Source organism: Enterobacter cloacae complex sp. P29RS (assembly GCF_014893445.1).
Classification (GTDB): Bacteria; Pseudomonadota; Gammaproteobacteria; order Enterobacterales; family Enterobacteriaceae; genus Enterobacter; species Enterobacter intestinihominis.
On record NZ_JADBPZ010000003.1, the window covers coordinates 36,093 to 55,049 of the forward strand.

The 18,957-nt window shown below is 55.9% G+C and carries 14 protein-coding genes and 4 tRNA genes; 14 read left to right on the plus strand and 4 right to left on the minus strand.

The genetic code is table 11. From position 1 onward, the window contains the following. Positions 1–59: 59 nt before the first annotated feature. On the plus strand, positions 60–1,559 hold the full coding sequence (yjeM, locus tag IM282_RS03015; RefSeq protein ID WP_032625184.1) for a glutamate/gamma-aminobutyrate family transporter YjeM: 1,500 nt from the start codon (positions 60–62) through the stop codon (positions 1,557–1,559). A 40-nt stretch (positions 1,560–1,599) separates the two neighbouring features. Here yjeM and mscM read toward each other — a convergent pair whose 3' ends face one another. The 3 genes from mscM to rsgA all read right to left on the minus strand — a co-directional run bounded on the left by mscM (position 1,600) and on the right by rsgA (position 7,061). Next, positions 1,600–4,923: a miniconductance mechanosensitive channel MscM gene (mscM, locus tag IM282_RS03020; RefSeq protein WP_022646812.1), complete on the minus strand. Its 3,324-nt coding sequence runs from the start codon at positions 4,921–4,923 to the stop codon at positions 1,600–1,602. 19 nt (positions 4,924–4,942) lie between these two features. After that, positions 4,943–5,911, minus strand: a complete 969-nt coding sequence (asd, locus tag IM282_RS03025) for an archaetidylserine decarboxylase (protein WP_022646813.1) — start codon at positions 5,909–5,911, stop codon at positions 4,943–4,945. Positions 5,912–6,008: 97 nt separating this feature from the next. Further along, positions 6,009–7,061 carry a small ribosomal subunit biogenesis GTPase RsgA gene (rsgA, locus tag IM282_RS03030; protein ID WP_072202591.1) on the minus strand — a complete coding sequence of 351 codons (1,053 nt, stop codon included), beginning with the start codon at positions 7,059–7,061 and terminating at the stop codon, positions 6,009–6,011. Between the two features lie 107 nt (positions 7,062–7,168). Here rsgA and orn point away from each other — a divergent pair, with 107 nt between their 5' ends. The 5 genes from orn to IM282_RS03055 all read left to right on the plus strand — a co-directional run bounded on the left by orn (position 7,169) and on the right by IM282_RS03055 (position 8,349). Next, a complete protein-coding gene (orn, locus tag IM282_RS03035; protein ID WP_003855965.1) occupies positions 7,169–7,714 on the plus strand; it encodes an oligoribonuclease in 546 nt (181 codons plus the stop codon). Positions 7,715–7,910: 196 nt separating this feature from the next. Then, a tRNA-Gly gene (locus tag IM282_RS03040) sits at positions 7,911–7,986 on the plus strand. A 45-nt stretch (positions 7,987–8,031) separates the two neighbouring features. Beyond that, positions 8,032–8,107, plus strand: a tRNA-Gly gene (locus tag IM282_RS03045). 45 nt (positions 8,108–8,152) lie between these two features. Then, positions 8,153–8,228 (plus strand) — tRNA-Gly (locus tag IM282_RS03050). Positions 8,229–8,273: 45 nt separating this feature from the next. Further along, a tRNA-Gly gene (locus IM282_RS03055) sits at positions 8,274–8,349 on the plus strand. Positions 8,350–8,619: 270 nt separating this feature from the next. Here IM282_RS03055 and queG read toward each other — a convergent pair. Then, on the minus strand, positions 8,620–9,759 hold the full coding sequence (gene queG, locus IM282_RS03060) for a tRNA epoxyqueuosine(34) reductase QueG (RefSeq protein WP_015572463.1): 1,140 nt from the start codon (positions 9,757–9,759) through the stop codon (positions 8,620–8,622). On the opposite strand from queG, the gene nnr reads away from it, so the two are divergent. The 8 genes from nnr (at position 9,758) to hflK (ending at position 18,957) form a co-directional block, all read left to right on the plus strand. Then, positions 9,758–11,281: a bifunctional ADP-dependent NAD(P)H-hydrate dehydratase/NAD(P)H-hydrate epimerase gene (nnr, locus tag IM282_RS03065; protein WP_192970108.1), complete on the plus strand. Its 1,524-nt coding sequence runs from the start codon at positions 9,758–9,760 to the stop codon at positions 11,279–11,281. The two genes, queG and nnr, sit on opposite strands and share 2 nt — an antisense overlap. Further along, complete coding sequence (gene tsaE / locus IM282_RS03070; RefSeq protein ID WP_003855970.1) at positions 11,274–11,735, plus strand: tRNA (adenosine(37)-N6)-threonylcarbamoyltransferase complex ATPase subunit type 1 TsaE; 462 nt, start codon at positions 11,274–11,276, stop codon at positions 11,733–11,735. Before nnr ends, tsaE begins: the two co-directional genes overlap by 8 nt. A gap of 16 nt (positions 11,736–11,751) precedes the next feature. Next, positions 11,752–13,092, plus strand: coding sequence for an N-acetylmuramoyl-L-alanine amidase AmiB (gene amiB / locus IM282_RS03075; protein ID WP_022646817.1), 1,341 nt, complete (start codon positions 11,752–11,754; stop codon positions 13,090–13,092). A gap of 9 nt (positions 13,093–13,101) precedes the next feature. Continuing rightward, a complete protein-coding gene (mutL, locus tag IM282_RS03080; RefSeq protein ID WP_192970109.1) occupies positions 13,102–14,946 on the plus strand; it encodes a DNA mismatch repair endonuclease MutL in 1,845 nt (614 codons plus the stop codon). Next, positions 14,939–15,889, plus strand: a complete 951-nt coding sequence (gene miaA / locus IM282_RS03085) for a tRNA (adenosine(37)-N6)-dimethylallyltransferase MiaA (RefSeq protein WP_023299133.1) — start codon at positions 14,939–14,941, stop codon at positions 15,887–15,889. The genes mutL and miaA overlap by 8 nt, the downstream gene beginning before the upstream one ends. Before the next feature lie 85 nt (positions 15,890–15,974). Continuing rightward, on the plus strand, positions 15,975–16,286 hold the full coding sequence (gene hfq / locus IM282_RS03090; RefSeq protein ID WP_006810391.1) for an RNA chaperone Hfq: 312 nt from the start codon (positions 15,975–15,977) through the stop codon (positions 16,284–16,286). A 74-nt stretch (positions 16,287–16,360) separates the two neighbouring features. Further along, on the plus strand, positions 16,361–17,641 hold the full coding sequence (hflX, locus tag IM282_RS03095) for a ribosome rescue GTPase HflX (protein ID WP_003855991.1): 1,281 nt from the start codon (positions 16,361–16,363) through the stop codon (positions 17,639–17,641). A gap of 56 nt (positions 17,642–17,697) precedes the next feature. Further along, positions 17,698–18,957 (plus strand): FtsH protease activity modulator HflK, encoded by a 1,260-nt coding sequence (hflK, locus tag IM282_RS03100; RefSeq protein ID WP_022646820.1) that lies wholly within the window; start codon positions 17,698–17,700, stop codon positions 18,955–18,957.

Genomic DNA, 18,957 nt, shown 5'->3' on the forward strand with positions numbered 1-18,957 from the left:
AATATTTGTCTGGTCATCTGCTACCATCCGCGCAGTTTAATTCCGTTTCGGATGGTTATATGTCTCACTCACTCAAAAAAATGACCCTTACCGGGCTCATCCTGATGATTTTTACGTCAGTTTTTGGCTTTGCCAATAGCCCGTCCGCGTTTTATCTGATGGGCTACAGCGCGACGCCGTTTTATATCGTTTCCGCGCTGTTCTTCTTTATTCCGTTTGCGCTAATGATGGCGGAGATGGGGTCGGCGTACAGGAAAGAAGAAGGCGGCATCTATTCGTGGATGAACAACAGCGTCGGTCCGCGTTATGCGTTTATCGGTACGTTCATGTGGTTTTCATCCTATGTCGTCTGGATGGTCAGCACGGCGGCCAAGGTCTGGGTGCCGTTCTCAACGTTTCTCTTCGGTGCGGATAAAACGCAGGTCTGGTCTCTGGCGGGGCTGAGTTCCACACAGGTGGTCGGTATTCTGGCGGTGTGCTGGATGGTGGTTGTCACGCGGGTGGCCTCGAAAGGCATCAACAAAATTGCCCGTATCACTGCCGTTGGCGGAATTTCCGTGATGTGCCTGAACCTGGTGCTGCTGCTGGTCAGTATCGCTATTCTGTGCCTGAACGGCGGGCATTTCGCACAGGAAGTCAACTTCGTTTCATCGCCTAATCCGGGTTACCAGTCCGGGCTGGCCATGCTCTCCTTCGTGGTGTTTGCCATCTTTGCTTACGGTGGAATTGAAGCCGTGGGCGGGCTGGTCGATAAAACCGAAAACCCGGAAAAGAACTTTGCCAAAGGCATTATCTTTGCCGCCATCGTCATTTCCATTGGCTACTCGCTGGCGATTTTCCTCTGGGGCGTCAGCACCAACTGGCAGCAGGTACTGAGCAATAACACCACCAACCTCGGCAACATTACCTACGTGTTGATGAAAAGCCTGGGGGTGACGCTGGGCAACGCCATGGATCTCGCGCCGGAAACGTCGGCCACCCTGGGGATCTGGTTTGCGCGGATTACCGGTTTGTCGATGTTCCTCGCCTATACTGGCGCGTTCTTCACGCTGATCTACTCGCCGCTGAAAGCGATTATTCAGGGGACGCCAAAGGCGCTGTGGCCCGCACGTATGACGCAGCTGAATGCTGCCGGTATGCCTGCCAACGCGATGTGGATGCAGTGCCTGCTGGTGTGCGTGTTCATTCTGCTGGTGTCCTTTGGCGGCGATACCGCGTCGGCGTTCTATAACAAGCTGACCCTGATGGCAAACGTATCGATGACGCTTCCGTACCTATTCCTGGCGCTGGCGTTCCCGTTCTTTAAGGCGAAGCGGGATCTGGAGCGACCGTTTGTGATCTTCAAAACCCGCGTGGCGACGCTGCTGGCGACCACTGTTGTGGTGCTGGTCGTCGCGTTCGCCAACATCTTTACCGTCATTCAGCCCGTGGTTGAGGCAAATGACTGGAGCAGCACGCTGTGGATGGTTGGCGGACCGATCTTCTTCTCGCTGCTGGCAATGGGGATTTATGAGAACTACCGCCGCCGCATGATGACCTGCGTGGCAGAAGTGGCATAGCGGATGAAAAAACCCCTCCCGGAAGGGAGGGGGAAATGGATTATAAACTTCCCGCCGGGCGCGAACGCGCCGCAGATGTCAACGTTCTTCCTGTCTTACGTCCGTCCAGCGTTTCCAGACGCATCTGGAAAGGTGGGAACGGCATATCAATTCCGTGCTCGCGGAAGCCAGCCAGGATCAGCTGGTGGATCTCATGGCGCAGCGGCATACGGTGTCCCATCTCGGCGGCGTAGATACGCAGCTCGAAAATCTGGATCCCCTGCTGCAAATCAACCAGGAAGACTTCCGGCGGCGGGTTGTCGATTACCAGCGAACAGCGTTCAGCAGCCGTATACAGGATCTGCGTCACCTCTTCGCTGTTGGCATCCGACGGAGCGGGTACGGTCAGCACCACACGCGTGACGGAGTCAGACAGCGACCAGTTGATAAACTGCTCGGTGATAAACGCTTTGTTCGGGACGATGATCTCTTTACGGTCCCAGTCGCTGATGGTGGTGGCGCGGGTGTTGATCCTGGTGACGCTGCCGGTCAGATCGCGGATGGTCACCGTATCGCCAATTCGAATCGGCTTTTCAAACAGAATGATCAGACCCGAGACGAAGTTGGCAAAGATCTCCTGTAAACCAAAGCCCAGGCCTACGGTCAGGGCGGCAACCAGCCATTGCAGTTTTGACCATTCGATACCAATCATCGAGAAGCCAACCAGCCCACCAAACAGCATGATTAAATACTTGGTAATGGTGGTGATCGCATAGCCTGTGCCGGGGGTTAAATCCAGATGCTGCAACAGCGCCAGCTCCAGCAGGGCAGGGAAGTTACGGATCAGCTGCGTGGTGATAATGAGTACCAGAATCGCAATCAGCACGGCCCCTAAGGTGATGGGCTCCAGGCTTTCGACCCCCTGCACCGTCGACGTCACATCCCACAAAGAGATGTTCTCCAGGAAGCCAAACGCGGAGTGGATTTCCGACCACAGGAAGATCACCGACAGCAGGGCAACCAGCATCAGAATTGAGCGTACCAGCCGCAGGGACTGGGTACTGATCGCATCGAGATCCAGTTCGACGTCATCGGCGTCTGAAGTCCCTTCGGTGCTGTTGACGTGGTTCGGCTCTTCCTCACCCCGCGCGCGCTGGGCCAGTATTTCTGCGCGACGATGTTTGGCACGGTCAAACGCCAGACGACGACGCTGGATCAGCATGCCGCGGCGAATAACATGGTAGACCACCAGCAGCAGGAACCAGATAGCTACTGACGTTTCCAGTCGTGCGAGCAGCGCCTGCGATGTGGCGAGATAACCGACAGCCGCCGCCAGCATCGCCGCCAGCGGCGCGCTAAGCAGCAGGTTCCACAGCAGACGGTTAAACATGTTATCGCCACTGCCGGACTTGTCGAGATAGAGCGGGATCCCGGCGCGCTTCAGGCTGAGCGTCACTACCGCTAATGCCCCGCAGATCAGCATAAAGCACAGCCGTCCCAGCGAGCCGGAGAACTCCCGGTCATTGAGATTATCGAACATGATCAGCGCCATAATCAGCGGCACAATCAGCCCGATGCTCATCAGGTAATAGCGCATCGCCCGCGCCACGCGATTACGCGGCCAGCCAAAGTGAGCGATGAACAGACCATTTGGCCGCGCAAACGTGGCGCAAATCATCACCACCCACAGCAGCGGAACGGTGGCGGTCACGCCATCGCCAATTGCGACGGCAAGCGGATAGGGCCAGGCTTCACGCAGGCCGTATCCGAGCGTCATCCACAGCACCGGCAGCGGGGACGCGACCAGAATTGACCAGAACACTGTACGCAGCGTCAGCCAGAAGTGATCCTGTGTCACTTTCCCCACCCGGGCGCTGGAGCGCTCAAGGAAACGGGTGAAGTGGCGACGGGAATAAATACTGAAACCCACCAGAATCAGTGCCCCCAGCAGCGGGAAGATGGTCTCCTTACTGGTGAGCATCATCACGCTGGCGAGACCCAGCTGGCTGAAGGTGTCCAGCGAAATGAGGCGGCGCAGATCCTGCACGATCTCGATCGGCCAGGCGAAGGTCATCGGCCGCACGTCGGAGGTCCAGAACAGGTAACGGTGCGTGGCTTCGTTGACCTCTTTCAGCGCGTCCTCCAGCTGGCTGTTTGAGACTTTCAGCTTGGTGAGTTCGAGGATCAGCGTATCGCCCCCCTGCAACAGGGAATTGAGCAGTTCGCGTTGGGTGCGCAGCTGCGCTTCCAGAATACGGCTTTGCTCGCCGGTGAGCGGCTGTCCGTCAGCCTGACGGATCTGGCGGATTTGTGGCTGCTTATTAAGAAGGTCTTCATAATGAAGACGCTGAACGCGCAGCTGCGCCATCTCCGTATCAAGCTGCTGCGGTTTTGGCATCTCTGGCAGACGAGCCACCTGTGCGCGTAACGCTTCGCCCAACAGGTTAGACGAGCCAAGCCACTGGGACTGTTCACGCAGCGTGTTGAGAGCCTGACGAACCTGGAGGGTTTGATTAGTGGCCTGACGCTGCTGCGAGGCCACCAAATCCATGCGCTGCGCCTGCTGATTCAGCGCGGCAGAAAGCTCGCGGTTAACCTTAAACTGGGCGACGATGCTGTCGGGCAGGTTAGCGCTGTTTTCGGCCAACAACTCGGTGCTTTCCAGCGCACGTTCAGCTTCACGCTGACGCTGGCTGTTGAGTTGATTTCTCAGCGCCTGGAGATACGCATCCAGCTGTTCGCTCTGCTTCTGCGCCAGTTCCGAACGCATCCGCGACAGCTCCTGGCGGTTGTTAGCAGAAAGCTGTGCCAGCTCCAGTTCATCAACCAGCGCTTTTAGTCTGGCGGATTCCGCCTGTAGCCCAAGATTTTGGGCCTGATTCTGCGGGGTGTTGCCGGTCTGCGTCCCAATGCGGCGTTCCACCTCATTTAACTGACGGCGGGCATCGGTTTGCTGCTGTGGAAGCTGACTGAGAGAGTCGGCAATTTCACGCGCCCGTTCCTGCTCCTGCTGTGCCAGACGGCTTTTTTCCAGCAGCTGGCTGCTGACTTGCAGGATCTCCTGATTCAGCGCCTCGGACGTCATCCCTGCGGGTACCTGGCGTGGTTCATCACGCAGGCTGTTTAACTGCGAGCGCAGGGTTTGAGAGAGTTTGGGGAAGTTGTCGATAACCTGCTGATATTGCTGGGCGCGCTCAAGAGAACCCTTTCGTTCCTCAAGTGCGTTCAGTGCAGACTGGAGCGACTCAACGGCCTCCGGCTGAGCGGGTTTCGCCGCTTTTGCCTGCTCCAGCTCCTGGGTTATCTGTTTGGCGTCGGGGGCCGTCGCTGCATACGCCCCCATGCTGAGGCACCAGGCCATCAGTAATACGATAATCGGGCGCACGTCAGCGATCCTTCTGTTGTTAACCTTCGTCTTTTTTGTCGTCAACCAGCGGGCTGGCATCGTGCTCGGCTTTGATCTCTTCTTCCGGCAACGGGGCTGGCGCAACGTCTGGCGTTGCAAAGACCTCCGTCGATACTGCCAGAGGCTGGCCGAGTTTGGTCACGGACAGGCTTTCCAGCTCGTCGACAAGATTAACTTTGCCCGGTGCGAACAGGTTGATTACCGTTGAGCCCAGCTTGAAGCGGCCCATCTCCTGACCTTTCAGCAGGGCCACAGAACCTTCTTCTTCCCCGGCAGGCCAGGTCCAGCGCTTGATCACGCCTTCGCGTGGCGGCGTAATGGTGCCCGCCCAGACGGTTTCGATGCTGCCCACAATGGTAGCACCTACCAGAATCTGCGCCATTGGGCCAAATTCAGTATCAAACAGGCAGATGACGCGCTCGTTACGGGCAAACAGGTTAGGGACGTTTTGCGCCGTCAGGTGGTTTACAGAGAACAGATCCCCCGGCACGTAGATCATCTCGCGCAGGATGCCGTTACACGGCATATGAACGCGGTGGTAGTCGCGCGGGGAGAGATAGGTGGTCGCGAAAGTCCCGTTGCGGAACAGATCCGCCATTATGTAGTTACCGGCCAGCAGCGCTTCCAGGCTGTAGTTATGGCCTTTCGCCTGCAAAATTTTGTCGTCTTCAATTTTACCCAGCTGGCTGATCACGCCGTCAGCAGGCATCACCAGAACGTTCGGGTCGGTATTCAGCGGGCGCACTTCGTCGCGCAGCGGACGCACAAAAAATTCGTTGAAGGTGCGGTAGCTTGCCGTATCCGGTTTCTGCGCTTCTTTCATGTCGACCTTGTAGTATTTCACGAACAGGTCGATGACCAGTTTGGTCAGCCAGCCCGCTCGTTTGCTCGCGCCCCAGCCCGCCAGGCGAGTGAGCCACAGTTTAGGCAGAATGTATTGAAGCGAAAGTTTAAATGAGTTTAACAAGGTAGCCTCCAGGCCATTGTTTTGTCGTTCCTGATCCGGCAGTACGCTGCCGGAACCTGAAAAAAGGGGACGATTTTAGCGACGCTTAGCTTAGTTGTCAGTTATCAGAATCAGAAAAGTTTTTACGCGTTTTTACCTGGTCCATGCTTTCGAGAATACGATGGTAATTTTCGAAACGGGTTTCCGCTATTTCACCGTTCTCCACCGCTTCGCGGATGGCGCAGCCCGGATCGTTGTCATGTTTACAGTCGCGGTATTTGCAAGCGCCTATATAGTCATGGAATTCGACAAATCCGTTAAAGATTTGTTCCGGCTCGAGATGCCAGAGACCAAATTCACGCACACCCGGGGAGTCAATCACATCGCCGCCGTGCGGGAAGTGATAGAGACGTGAGGCGGTGGTAGTGTGCTGGCCCAGCCCGGAGACGTCCGACACATCGTTGGTCAGGATTTCTTGCTGAAGGCCGAGCAGGTTGTTAAGCAGGCTCGATTTACCCACGCCAGACTGCCCTGCAAAGATACTGATGCGGTCGGTCAGCGCATCTTCTAACGGCTTCAGGCCATCTTTGGTGCGGCTGGAAACCATCAAAACGCGATAACCAATATTGCGATAGATATCCATCTGCTCATTCACAAAGGCCATGGCCTCGTCATCCAGCAGATCGATTTTATTCAGCACGATGAGCGGCTCAACCTGTAGCGTTTCGCAGGCCACCAGGTAACGGTCAATAATGTTGAGCGAAAGTTCGGGTAAAATCGCTGAAACGATCACGATCTGGTTGATATTGGCGGCAATGGGCTTTACGCCGTCGTAGAAATCAGGACGGGTCAGAACCGACGTGCGTTCATGCACGGCTTCAACGATACCTTTAACCGTTACCCCTTCCGCAGCCGCTTTGCCTGGACGCCAGACCACGCGGTCACCGGTCACCAGGGAACGGATGGTGCGACGGATATTGCAACGGTGGATGTCCCCGTCGGCAGACTCGACATCGGCATGCATACCGAAGCGGCTAATCACCACGCCTTCCGTCGCTTCGCCAAACAGGTTGTCGTCGTAATCGGGCTTCTCCGTAGTGGTTTTAAGACGGCGCTGGTGATTTGCATTCACGCGGCGCTGCTGCCCTTTGGAGAGTTTATTTTTACTCAATCGCGCTGGCTCCTGGTCGCCCATAGCGGGCAAAACCTCTATGATACACTCTAATTAATACTAGTTAACCTGCTACTGCCGGTTAAGCGAGAAGGGTGGAAAATAACATGAGCGCGGACGAAAACAACCTGATTTGGATCGATCTGGAGATGACCGGCCTGGATCCCGAGCGCGATCGCATTATTGAGATCGCCACACTGGTCACCGATGCCAACCTCAATATTCTGGCGGAAGGCCCAACGATTGCCGTGCACCAGTCCGATGACCAGCTTGCGCTGATGGATGAGTGGAACGTGCGTACCCATACTGGCAGCGGGCTGGTGGAACGCGTGAAGGCCAGCACTCTGGGCGACCGCGAAGCGGAGCTGGCGACGCTTGAGTTTCTGAAGCAGTGGGTGCCGGCAGGAAAATCGCCTATCTGTGGCAACAGCATTGGGCAGGATCGTCGTTTCCTGTTTAAGTACATGCCGGAGCTGGAGTCCTATTTCCACTACCGCTATCTGGATGTGAGCACCTTAAAAGAGCTGGCCCGCCGCTGGAAACCGGAAATTCTCGACGGCTTCACAAAGCAGGGGACGCACCAGGCAATGGACGACATCCGTGAGTCTGTTGCGGAGCTGGCGTACTATCGCGAAAACTTTATTAAGCTTTAATTTTGCGATCCGGCGCCTTGCGTGGCCGGGTTTTTGTCGCTAAATTGTTCAGCTTGCCGATTAAATAAGCACTTGAACTGAATTTCAAAAAAATCGCTTTGAGGGGGGTTGCAGCTAAACGGATTTCTCGTATAATGCGCCTCCCGTAACGACAGAGAATTACACGTTACGACAGCAACAAAAGCAGTACAGATTTGCGGGAATAGCTCAGTTGGTAGAGCACGACCTTGCCAAGGTCGGGGTCGCGAGTTCGAGTCTCGTTTCCCGCTCCAAAATTTGAAAAGTATCGCAAGATACGCCAGCACCAGAACACCCAAGCGGGAATAGCTCAGTTGGTAGAGCACGACCTTGCCAAGGTCGGGGTCGCGAGTTCGAGTCTCGTTTCCCGCTCCAAAATTTGAAAGTATCGCAAGATACGCACAGCACCAGAATACCCAAGCGGGAATAGCTCAGTTGGTAGAGCACGACCTTGCCAAGGTCGGGGTCGCGAGTTCGAGTCTCGTTTCCCGCTCCAAAATTTGAAAGTATCGCAAGATACGCACAGCACCAGAATACCCAAGCGGGAATAGCTCAGTTGGTAGAGCACGACCTTGCCAAGGTCGGGGTCGCGAGTTCGAGTCTCGTTTCCCGCTCCAAATTCTTCTTCTTTCCTAAATTATCCACAGCGAAATGCTTCGTTGGGGACGTTTTCTATTGTATCTGAAACACTCTTGTAAACAGAGTTATCCACAGAAACTGTGATAAATCCCAGTTGTGCAAAATGTTAGCAGGGTGAATAATATCTTCGTAATTAACTGTAATATATGAAGAAAATTTGATTTCAAAATGTTATTGAGATCACTTGACCTGTTTGCTAAACCTTATTGCGCCTGAATTCTTATTTTTATTCACAGCCTGTGAATATATCACACATCCCGTGGCAGCCCTTTTTCAATCACCCTGACCAGGCGCTGTTTCTTCGGTAACTGCACTTCAACCACGCCGGCATTTCGCTTCTCAATTTGCTGCGCAATCGCCCATTCTATGTGCTCATCAAGAAGTGGGTGCTCACCTCTGCGGCTTTCAAGCGCCTGAAGATTGGCTTCATCCCATGGGGCATTACCCAGCGCAACAGCCACATTACGCAGCCAGCGCAGGTGGCCGATACGACGTATGGCGGAACCTTCCGTCACCTTCAGGAACCAGGCTTCGCTCCAGGCGAACAGTTCGATCAGCTGCGGGGCATGTAACGCCTTGCGGGGACTGAAGTCTTCTTCGTCCGTCAACTGTGAATAACGGTTCCACGGACAAATCAGCTGGCAGTCATCACAGCCGTAGATGCGGTTGCCAATAAGCGGACGAAATTCCTCTGGAATAGCACCTTCCAGCTCGATGGTGAGATAAGAGATACAGCGGCGCGCATCAACGGTATAGGGTTCAACGATAGCGCCCGTTGGGCAGATGGTCATACAGGCCACGCAGCGGCCACACCCTTCTTCCACCGGACCGTCTACCGGCAGGGGTAAATCAATCAACAGTTCACCCAGGAAAAAGAATGAGCCCGCGTCGCGGCTTAAGATAAGTGAGTGCTTACCTGTCCAGCCAAGCCCGGCTTTTTCGGCGATCGGGCGCTCAAGAATAGGCGCAGAATCGACAAAGGGTCTAAAATTCAGCGAAACACAGTGCTGCTGAATGGTTTCCCCGAGCTTTTTTAGACGGTTGCGCAGAAGTTTATGGTAATCACGTCCCAGAGCGTATCGGCTGACGTAACCCAGCGAAGGATTTTTTAGCGTGCGCGCAAAGGCCGCGTTAGCGGGCAGATAGTTCATGCGTACGCTAATGACGCGCAGCGTACCCGGCAACAGCTCGTGGGGGCGGGCACGCATCATACCGTGGCGCGCCATCCACTCCATCTCGCCGTGGTATTGTTTATCCAGCCATGCCTGTAGCTTAGGCTCGCTGGCAGAGAGGTCGGTATCGGTAATACCGACCTTCTGGAAGCCCAGTTCAGCACCCCACTGTTTTATTTTCTGCGCTAATTCATTGAGATCGAGGGGCTGTGACATGACGGACCATACTGTGAAGAAAAACCCCGCAAGTATACCACATTCCATCTGGCATGCGGATGACCTCCGTCGGGCCGAAAAAGAGGCCGCAGATAGCCTGGGCGTTACCCTTTATGAACTGATGCAGCGCGCGGGCGAGGCGGCGTTTAACGTAGCGCGCACGGCTTATCCGGATGCCTCGCACTACCTGATTCTGTGCGGGCACGGCAATAACGGTGGCGATGGCTATGTGGTGGCTCGTCTTGCGGTGGCGGCGGGGCTGCGCGTTACCCTGCTGGCGCTGGAGAGCGACAAGCCGCTACCGGAAGAGGCTGGCATGGCGAGAGAGGCCTGGCTGAATGCGGGGGGCATTATTCATGCGCCTGATATTATCTGGCCCGAGGATGTCGACGTGATTGTTGATGGTCTGCTGGGGACGGGGCTGATGCGCGCGCCTCGCGATGACGTCGCCGCGCTGATTACCCACGCTAATGCGCACCCCGCCCCGGTGGTGGCGCTGGATATTCCCTCCGGCCTGATGGCGCAAACCGGCGCGACGCCGGGCGTGTCGATTGAGGCTGCGCACACCGTGACCTTTATCGCCCTGAAGCCGGGTTTGCTTACCGGTAAAGCGCGGGATGTCGTGGGGACGTTACATCACAACGCACTGGGGCTGGAAAACTGGCTGGCTGGACAGGATACCCACATCACCCGCTTTGATGCCTCCCTGCTTGCTCAGTGGCTGCCTCCGCGCCGCCCCACATCCCATAAGGGTGATCATGGCCGGCTGCTGATTATCGGTGGCGATCATGGCACGGCAGGTGCGATTCGCATGACAGGAGAGGCCGCGTTGCGCAGCGGTGCCGGATTAGTACGCGTGCTGACCCGCAGCGAAAACATTCCGCCGATTATTACCGCGCGGCCGGAGCTGATGGTCCACGAGCTTGCCCCACAGGCGATTGAAGAGGGTCTTGAGTGGGCGGACGTGGTAGTCATTGGCCCGGGCCTGGGTCAGCAGGAGTGGGGTAAACAGGCCCTGCAAAAGGCCGAGAATTTTCGTAAGCCGATGCTCTGGGATGCCGACGCGCTTAACCTTCTGGCAATAAACCCGGATACGCGTCACAATCGCATTCTGACGCCACACCCCGGCGAAGCCGCACGGCTGCTTAACTGTAGCGTGGCAGAAATTGAAAGCGATCGCTTACTTTCAGCCCAACGTCTGGTAAAACGTTACGGAGGTGTTGTCGTTTTGAAAGGGGCGGGGACCGTTATTGCCAGCGATGATGCGATGGGCATCGTTGATGCCGGTAATGCAGGCATGGCGAGCGGCGGCATGGGTGATGTGCTCTCTGGCATCATTGGTGCATTGCTCGGACAGAAACTTCCCCTTTATGATGCAGCCTGTGCTGGCTGCGTGGCCCACGGTGCGGCGGCTGACAGGCTGGCTGCTCGTTACGGAACGCGCGGTATGCTGGCCACCGATCTTTTTTGCACGCTGCGGCGTGTTGTTAACCCGGATGTGATTGACGTAGAAAATGACTAATCGAGCGATTCCTTTACCTGATGAACAAGCCACTTTAGATCTCGGCAAGCGCGTGGCGCAGGCCTGTCAGGGGGCGACCGTCATTTATCTGTATGGTGATTTAGGCGCGGGTAAAACAACCTTCAGCCGTGGTTTTTTGCAGGCGTTAGGCCATAACGGGAACGTAAAAAGCCCGACTTATACACTAGTAGAACCGTACACGCTTGAAAATATCATGGTGTACCACTTTGATTTATATCGTCTTGCGGATCCTGAGGAGCTGGAATTTATGGGGATCCGCGATTACTTTGCCAACGACGCCATTTGCCTGGTGGAGTGGCCGCAACAAGGTGCGGGTGTGCTGCCTGACCCGGATGTCGAAATTCACTTGGATTATCAGGCACAAGGGCGTGAGGCGCGCATCAGTGCGGTTTCCTCATCAGGCTGTTCCTTACTGGCGCGTTTAGCCGGTTGAGCGTAGGGATAACGGGATGATTAATCGCGTTAAAGGTTGGATTTTGGCAGCCACGGTTCTGCTGTGCGCGCAGGCCGGTGCGGCCAGCCTCTCGGATATTCAGGTGTCGAATGGCGATAGCCAGGCCCGCATTACCTTCAGCTTTATGGGCGATCCTGAATATGCTTTCTCACAAATCGACAGCCGCAGCGTGGCGCTCGATATTAAACAGTCCGGGGTGATCCAGGGGCTGCCGCTCCAGTTCAGCGGCAACAATCTGGTGAAAAGCATCCGTTCGGGGACGCCGAAGGATGCGCAGTCTCTGCGTCTGGTGGTCGATCTCACCGAAAAGGGCAAAACGAAGGCGGTTAAGCAGCAAAACGGCGCCAGTTATACGGTGGTTTTTACCATTAATGCTGATGTTCCGCCGCCGCCACCGCCTGCACCTGTGGTAGCAAAACGCGTAGAAGCGCCGGTTTATACCCCAAGGCCGTCTGAGCCAGCCCGTAATCCGTTTAAATCACAAAATGACCGACTTACCGCCGTGACCAGCAGCAACACGGTGACGCGTCCGGCGGTCAGCGCGCGGCGAACGCCGGTCAGTGGCGACAAAGTGATTATCGCCATCGACGCCGGACACGGCGGGCAAGATCCTGGCGCGATTGGCCCGGGCGGCACGCGGGAGAAAAACGTCACTATCGCCATTGCCCGTAAGCTGCGTGCGCTTCTGAATGACGATCCGATGTTCAAAGGGGTCATGACCCGCGACGGAGATTACTTTATTTCAGTGATGGGACGTTCGGATGTGGCGCGTAAGCAAAACGCCAACTTCCTGGTGTCGATTCACGCGGATGCTGCGCCGAACCGTAACGCCACCGGCGCGTCGGTATGGGTACTGTCGAACCGTCGTGCCAACAGTGAAATGGCGAACTGGCTTGAAGAGCACGAGAAGCAGTCTGAACTGTTAGGCGGGGCAGGCGATGTGCTGGCAAACAGCCAGGCCGATCCGTATCTCAGCCAGGCGGTGCTGGATTTACAGTTCGGTCATTCTCAGCGCGTCGGGTATGATGTCGCCACTAACGTACTCAACCAGCTGCAAAGCGTCGGATCGCTGCATAAGCGTCGTCCGGAACATGCGAGCCTCGGTGTCCTGCGTTCACCGGATATTCCGTCGATTCTGGTAGAGACGGGTTTTATCAGTAATCACGGTGAAGAGCGTTTACTGGGAAGCGACAGCTATCAGCAGCAAATTGCTGAAGCGATTTATAACGGTCTGCGTAAATACTTTGACGCGCATCCGCTTCAGTCTGCGCCGCAGGGCGGGGCAGCCCAGACGGCAAGCGCCGCGCTGCCGGGTGAGATGACCGCGACTAATTAAGGAGAGTTCATGCCGATTCAGGTTCTACCGCCGCAGCTCGCGAACCAAATCGCCGCCGGTGAGGTGGTGGAACGCCCTGCATCGGTGGTGAAAGAGCTGGTGGAAAACAGCCTCGATGCAGGGGCGACCCGCATTGATATCGATATTGAACGCGGGGGCGCAAAGCTTATCCGCATTCGTGATAACGGCTGTGGCATCAAAAAGGACGAGTTGGCGCTGGCGCTGGCGCGTCATGCCACCAGTAAAATTGCGTCACTTGACGATCTGGAAGCGATTATCAGCCTGGGTTTTCGCGGCGAAGCGCTGGCCAGTATCAGCTCCGTTTCCCGCTTAACGTTGACCTCCCGCACGGCCGACCAGCAGGAAGCCTGGCAGGCCTACGCGGAAGGGCGCGATATGGACGTCACGGTTAAACCAGCGGCGCACCCGGTAGGCACCACGCTTGAAGTGCTGGATCTTTTCTATAACACGCCCGCCCGGCGCAAGTTTATGCGAACCGAGAAGACCGAATTCGGACATATCGACGAGATCATCCGCCGCATCGCGCTGGCACGCTTTGATGTCACTCTTAACCTCAGTCATAACGGTAAGGTGATGCGTCAGTACCGGGCAGTGGCGGAAGGCGGGCAAAAGGAGCGTCGGCTGGGCGCCATCTGCGGCACGCCGTTCCTGGAAAAAGCGCTGGCCATTGAGTGGCAGCATGGCGATTTGGCCCTGCGCGGCTGGGTTGCCGATCCGAACGCCAGTAGCGCCGCGTTTGCTGAGATTCAGTACTGCTACGTCAACGGTCGAATGATGCGCGACCGTCTGATTAACCACGCCATTCGCCAGGCCTGTGAAGATAAGCTCGGCGCCGATCAACAGCCCGCCTTTGTGCTTTATCTGGAGATCGACCCGCACCAGGTGGATGTGAACGTCCATCCCGCCAAGCACGAGGTGCGTTTCCACCAGTCGCGTCTGGTGCATGATTTTATCTATCAGGGCGTCGTTAGCATTTTGCAGAAGCAGGCTGAGCCAACGCTGCCGCTGGAAAACGACATTCCTGCACCGCGATCGCTGCCAGAAAATCGCGTGGCGGCCGGACGTAACCATTTCGCTGAACCCGCAGTCGCGCGCGAACCAGTGGCTCCGCGTTTTTCGTCAGCGGGAAGCGCACCGCGCCCGACGGGCGCCAACTACCCAAATGCCCAGCCGGGGTATCAAAAGCAGCAAGGGGCGTTATACCGTAAATTGCTGGACACCCCAGCCGTGGAACGGAAAGAACATATTGAGGTATCGCCGTCTTCCCTTGACGGACATAGCCAGAGTTTTGGCCGGGTATTGACGATTGTCGCCCCGGACATGGCACTGCTTGAACGCGAGGGGAAATTGATGCTGCTGGCGTTGCCGGTAGCGGAACGCTGGCTTAAACAGGCGCAACTGACGCCAGGGGAAAACGCCGCCTGCGCTCAGCCGTTACTGATCCCGGTTCGGTTGAAAATAAACCATGAGGAAACAGGGGTTTTGCAGCGTACCCAGGCGCTTCTTGCCGAAATGGGGATTGAAATCGTACTGGACGCGCAGCATGTGACAATTCGCGCAGTGCCTTTACCCTTACGCCAACAAAATTTACAAAACTTGATTCCTGAACTGATAGGCTACCTGGCGCAACAAACGACGTTTGATGCCGCCGATACCGCGCAGTGGATCGCCCGCCATCTGGCCAGCGAACATTCGCCGTGGAGTATGGCGCAGGCGATTACCGTTCTGGCAGAGGTGGAACGCCTCTGTCCACAGCTGGTGAAAGCGCCGCCAGGTGGTTTGTTACAACCTGTTGATTTAAAAACGGCGATGACCGCCCTGAAACATGACTGATGTAAGTAAGGCGAGCCTGCCAAAGGCGATTTTTTTAATGGGGCCAACGGCCTCCGGTAAAACGGCGTTAGCCATTGAGTTACGTAAAGTTTTGCCAGTAGAGTTGATTAGCGTTGATTCAGCCCTCATTTACCGAGGAATGGACATCGGCACGGCGAAGCCCAACGCAGACGAACTGCGTGCGGCACCGCACCGTTTACTGGATATTCTCGACCCGGCACAGGCTTACTCCGCAGCAGATTTTCGCCGCGACGCCTTAGCTGAGATGGCCGAGATTACCGCCGCGGGACGCATACCGCTGTTAGTTGGCGGCACGATGCTCTACTTTAAGGCGCTGCTGGAGGGGTTATCGCCTCTGCCATCGGCCGATCCGGAAGTTAGAGCGAAGATTGAGCGGCAGGCGGCAGAGCAGGGGTGGGACGTTTTGCACAGGCAACTGGAAGAGATTGACCCGGTTGCCGCAGCGCGGATCCACCCAAACGATCCGCAAAGGCTTTCCCGGGCACTGGAAGTTTTTTTCATTTCGGGTAAAACTTTAACGGAACTGACGCAAACGTCAGGAGACGCTCTGCCGTATCAGGTGCATCAGTTCGCCATCGCCCCGGCGAGCCGTGAACTGCTCCATCAACGAATTGAGCAGCGTTTTCATCAGATGTTGGCTTCAGATTTTGAAGCAGAAGTGCGGGCGCTTTTTGCCCGTGGAGATTTGCATACGGACATGCCTTCCATTCGTTGTGTGGGATACCGCCAGATGTGGTCGTATCTTGAAGGCGAGATTTCATACGATGAAATGGTTTATCGAGGTGTTTGCGCCACGAGACAGTTAGCGAAGCGCCAGATCACCTGGTTGCGTGGTTGGGAGGGTGTTCACTGGTTAGACAGTGAAAAACCACAACAGGCGTTAAACGAAGTGATTGAGGTTATTGGTGATATCGCTGACTGAATGTGTACAATTAAGCCGTATCGTGCGCAATTTTTCAGAATCGCAAGGTTCTAAGTACAAAACAAGCATATAAGGAAAAGATAGAATGGCTAAGGGGCAATCTTTACAAGATCCGTTCCTGAACGCATTGCGTCGGGAGCGTGTTCCAGTTTCTATTTATTTGGTGAATGGTATTAAGCTGCAAGGTCAGATTGAGTCTTTCGATCAGTTCGTGATCCTGTTGAAAAACACGGTCAGCCAGATGGTCTATAAGCACGCGATTTCTACTGTTGTTCCGTCCCGTCCGGTATCTCATCACAGCAATAACGCTGGCGGCGGCACTGGCAGTAACTACCATCATGGCAGCAACGCGCAGGGTTCATCTGCTCCTGCGCAGGACAGCGAAGAAACCGAATAAGGTTTTGGGCTGTTTTCCACACGGGGAGCCAGGGATCCTGCGTTCCCCGCTGATCTTTTTTGAGAGGTTTACGCTTGTTTGACCGATATGACGCCGGTGAGCAGGCGGTGCTGGTACACATCTATTTTTCGCAAGACAAAGATATGGAAGACCTCCAGGAGTTTGAATCTCTGGTCTCTTCCGCCGGTGTCGAAGCAATGCAGGTGATTACCGGTAGCCGTAAAGCGCCGCACCCGAAGTACTTTGTTGGTGAAGGTAAAGCAGTTGAAATTGCGGATGCCGTAAAAGCAACCGGCGCATCAGTCGTGCTGTTTGATCATGCGCTGTCTCCGGCTCAGGAACGTAACCTGGAAGCTCTCTGCGAATGCCGTGTTATCGATCGCACGGGGTTGATCTTAGATATTTTTGCTCAGCGTGCGCGTACCCACGAGGGTAAGTTGCAGGTTGAGCTGGCGCAGTTGCGCCATCTGGCGACGCGTCTGGTGCGTGGCTGGACACACCTTGAAAGACAAAAAGGCGGGATTGGTTTACGTGGCCCGGGTGAAACCCAGCTCGAAACCGACCGTCGTTTGCTGCGTGGCCGTATAACCCAGATCCTTTCTCGTCTGGAGCGTGTTGAGAAACAGCGCGAACAGGGGCGTCGGGCGCGAACCAAAGCCGACATCCCAACGGTGTCGCTGGTGGGCTATACCAACGCCGGTAAATCCACCCTGTTTAACCAGATAACCGAGGCCCAGGTGTATGCCGCAGACCAGCTGTTTGCGACCCTGGACCCTACGCTGCGCCGTATTGACGTCGCAGACGTCGGTGAAACGGTACTGGCGGATACCGTAGGGTTTATCCGCCATCTGCCGCACGATCTGGTGGCGGCGTTTAAAGCGACGTTGCAGGAGACGCGTCAGGCGACCCTGCTGCTGCACGTGATTGATGCGGCTGACGTACGCGTGCAGGAGAACATCGACGCGGTGAATGTGGTGCTCGAAGAGATTGACGCCCACGAAATTCCCACCCTGTTGGTGATGAACAAGATCGATATGCTGGACGATTTCGAACCGCGTATCGACCGAGATGAAGAGAACAAACCAATTCGGGTCTGGCTATCTGCTCAGGCCGGGATTGGTGTGCCACTGCTTTTCCAGGCTTTGACAGAACGTCTTTCCGGTGAGGTAGCTCAGCACACGCTGCGACTGCCGCCACAGGAAGGCAGGCTGCGTAGCCGGTTTTATCAGCTTCAGGCGATAGAAAAAGAGTGGATGGAGGATGACGGCAGCGTGGGGATGCAGGTGCGTATGCCGATCGTTGACTGGCGTCGCCTCTGTAAACAAGAACCTGCGCTGGCGGACTATATCGTCTGATCAGAAAGGGGAAGCCTGAAAAATTCGCCCTTGCATAACAAATATGGAGCATATACATGGCGTGGAATCAGCCCGGTAATAACGGACAAGACCGCGACCCGTGGGGAAGCAGCAATAATCAAGGCGGCAACTCTGGGGGAAATGGCAACAAAGGTGGTCGCGAGCAGGGGCCGCCGGATCTGGATGATATCTTCCGCAAACTGAGCAAAAAGCTTGGTGGCCTTGGCGGAGGAAAAGGTTCTGGCTCGGGTGGCAACTCCACTCAGAGTCCGCGCCCGCCTATGGGTGGCCGCGTAGTAAGCATTGTGGCCGCGGCGGTAGTCATCATCTGGGCAGCCAGCGGGTTCTACACCATTAAAGAAGCAGAGCGCGGCGTGGTAACCCGTTTCGGTAAGTTCAGCCATCTGGTTGAGCCGGGCCTGAACTGGAAACCGACCTTCATTGATAACGTGACCGCAGTGAACGTGGAGTCCGTCCGTGAACTGGCGGCGTCTGGCGTGATGTTGACCTCTGACGAAAACGTGGTGCGCGTTGAGATGAACGTCCAGTACCGCGTGACCGATCCTGAGCGTTATCTGTTTAGCGTGACCAGCGCGGATGACAGCCTGCGTCAGGCGACCGACAGCGCCCTGCGTGGCGTGATCGGTAAATACACCATGGACCGTATCCTGACTGAAGGTCGTACCGTTATTCGTAGCGATACCCAGCGCGAGCTGGAAGAGACCATCCGTCCGTACAACATGGGTATCACCCTTCTGGACGTCAACTTCCAGGCTGCACGTCCGCCGGAAGAGGTGAAAGCGGCGTTTGACGATGCGATTGCCGCGCGTGAAAACGAACAGCAGTACATCCGTGAAGCGGAAGCGTACACCAACGAAGTTCAGCCGCGTGCAAACGGTCAGGCGCAGCGTATTCTGGAAGAAGCGCGCGCGTATAAGACCCAGACCATCCTGGAAGCACAGGGTGAAGTGGCTCGCTTCGCGAAGATCCTGCCGGAATATAAAGCCGCGCCGGAAATTACCCGTGAGCGTCTCTATATCGAGACCATGGAAAAAGTGCTGAGCCATACGCGTAAAGTGCTGGTTAACGACAACAAAGGCGGAAACCTGATGGTCCTGCCGCTGGATCAGATGCTTAAAGGCGGTTCTGCACCGGCAGCAAAAGACAACAGCGGAGCCAACAACCTGCTGCGTCTGCCGCCAGCCTCGTCTGGTAGCTCCAGCGCGAACACAACGCCTTCTTCGAACGATGGTGACATTATGGACCAACGCCGTGCTAACGCGCAGCGTAACGACTACCAGCGTCAGGGGGAATAA

Excerpts from the sequence above, each read along its gene's own strand:
- nnr (WP_192970108.1), top strand. The coding sequence starts at position 9,758 with ATGACGGACCATACTGTGAAGAAAAACCCCGCAAGTATACCACATTCC.
- hflK (WP_022646820.1), top strand. The coding sequence starts at position 17,698 with ATGGCGTGGAATCAGCCCGGTAATAACGGACAAGACCGCGACCCGTGG.
- miaA (WP_023299133.1), top strand. The coding sequence starts at position 14,939 with ATGACTGATGTAAGTAAGGCGAGCCTGCCAAAGGCGATTTTTTTAATG.
- tsaE (WP_003855970.1), top strand. The coding sequence starts at position 11,274 with ATGACTAATCGAGCGATTCCTTTACCTGATGAACAAGCCACTTTAGAT.
- amiB (WP_022646817.1), top strand. The coding sequence starts at position 11,752 with ATGATTAATCGCGTTAAAGGTTGGATTTTGGCAGCCACGGTTCTGCTG.
- orn (WP_003855965.1), top strand. The coding sequence starts at position 7,169 with ATGAGCGCGGACGAAAACAACCTGATTTGGATCGATCTGGAGATGACC.
- hfq (WP_006810391.1), top strand. The coding sequence starts at position 15,975 with ATGGCTAAGGGGCAATCTTTACAAGATCCGTTCCTGAACGCATTGCGT.
- yjeM (WP_032625184.1), top strand. The coding sequence starts at position 60 with ATGTCTCACTCACTCAAAAAAATGACCCTTACCGGGCTCATCCTGATG.
- queG (WP_015572463.1), bottom strand. The coding sequence starts at position 9,759 with ATGTCACAGCCCCTCGATCTCAATGAATTAGCGCAGAAAATAAAACAG.
- mutL (WP_192970109.1), top strand. The coding sequence starts at position 13,102 with ATGCCGATTCAGGTTCTACCGCCGCAGCTCGCGAACCAAATCGCCGCC.